The organism is Mesorhizobium sp. M7A.F.Ca.CA.002.09.1.1 (assembly GCF_003998555.1).
GTDB classification, from domain to species: domain Bacteria; phylum Pseudomonadota; class Alphaproteobacteria; order Rhizobiales; family Rhizobiaceae; genus Mesorhizobium; species Mesorhizobium ciceri.
Genome location: NZ_RZRR01001436.1, coordinates 1 through 775, shown reverse-complemented (window position 1 = coordinate 775; position 775 = coordinate 1). Strand labels below are relative to the sequence as shown.

General features: G+C 59.9%; 1 protein-coding gene and 1 pseudogene. One reads left to right on the top strand and one right to left on the bottom strand.

What is annotated here, in order from left to right:
* The first annotated feature begins 28 nt into the window (after positions 1-28).
* Complete coding sequence (locus EN994_RS33820) at positions 29-397, top strand: four helix bundle protein (protein ID WP_063170070.1); 369 nt, start codon at positions 29-31, stop codon at positions 395-397.
* A 30-nt stretch (positions 398-427) separates the two neighbouring features.
* On the opposite strand, the pseudogene EN994_RS33815 reads toward EN994_RS33820, so the two are convergent.
* Positions 428-775, bottom strand: a pseudogene (locus EN994_RS33815) (hypothetical protein); the annotation flags it as partial.

Sequence of the window (775 nt, the reverse complement as noted above, 5' to 3'; positions counted from 1 at the left end):
GAGTAGGGGAGTAGGGGAGTAGGGACGGATGACCGAAAAAACAGGGTCCTACAAGGACTTGCTGGTTTGGGAGCAGGCGATGGATCTTGCGGTGGCGGTCTACGGTGCTACGAAATCCTGGCCCAAAGAAGAACTTTATGGACTGACCAGCCAAGTGCGGCGCTCTGCAACGTCGGTGCCGGCGAACATAGCCGAGGGGTATGGCAGGGAAATTCGAGGCTCCTATCTGCAGTTTCTCCGTATTGCCCAAGGATCATTGAAGGAACTGGAAACTCAGCTTCTGATTGCTGAACGTATTGGCATCGCGCCGAAAGCGACGTCCGGCCCATTGTTGGCGAGTACCGAAAGTGTGGGAAAGCTTCTTCGACTTCTCATCCGTAAACTTACAGCCGAATAGCCTCCCCTATTCCCCTATTCCCCTATTCCCCTATTCCCTTACTTTCGGCTTCCCGAACCGCGCCGCGGCGGCCAACAACACACCCAGCATCAGCCCGTTGAGGATGTGCCAGAGGAAGTGCGTGCCGAGCGGGAAGCCGCCGCAGACCAGCGGGTCGATCATCCGGCAGATGACGGACACCACGAAGATCGCCGACCCGGCCAGATTGTACCAGCCGGCGCGATTGCCGCTGGCGGCCACCAGCGCGCCGAAGAAGGCGAGCGCCAGGAACGGCGGCAGATAGCCCGTCGTGCCGTTCGACGCCTGGCGCAGCCAGTCCGGCACGGCAACGGTTATCGCCCCGGCAATCACATAGAAGGCGATGAAGATGGCGAGGGC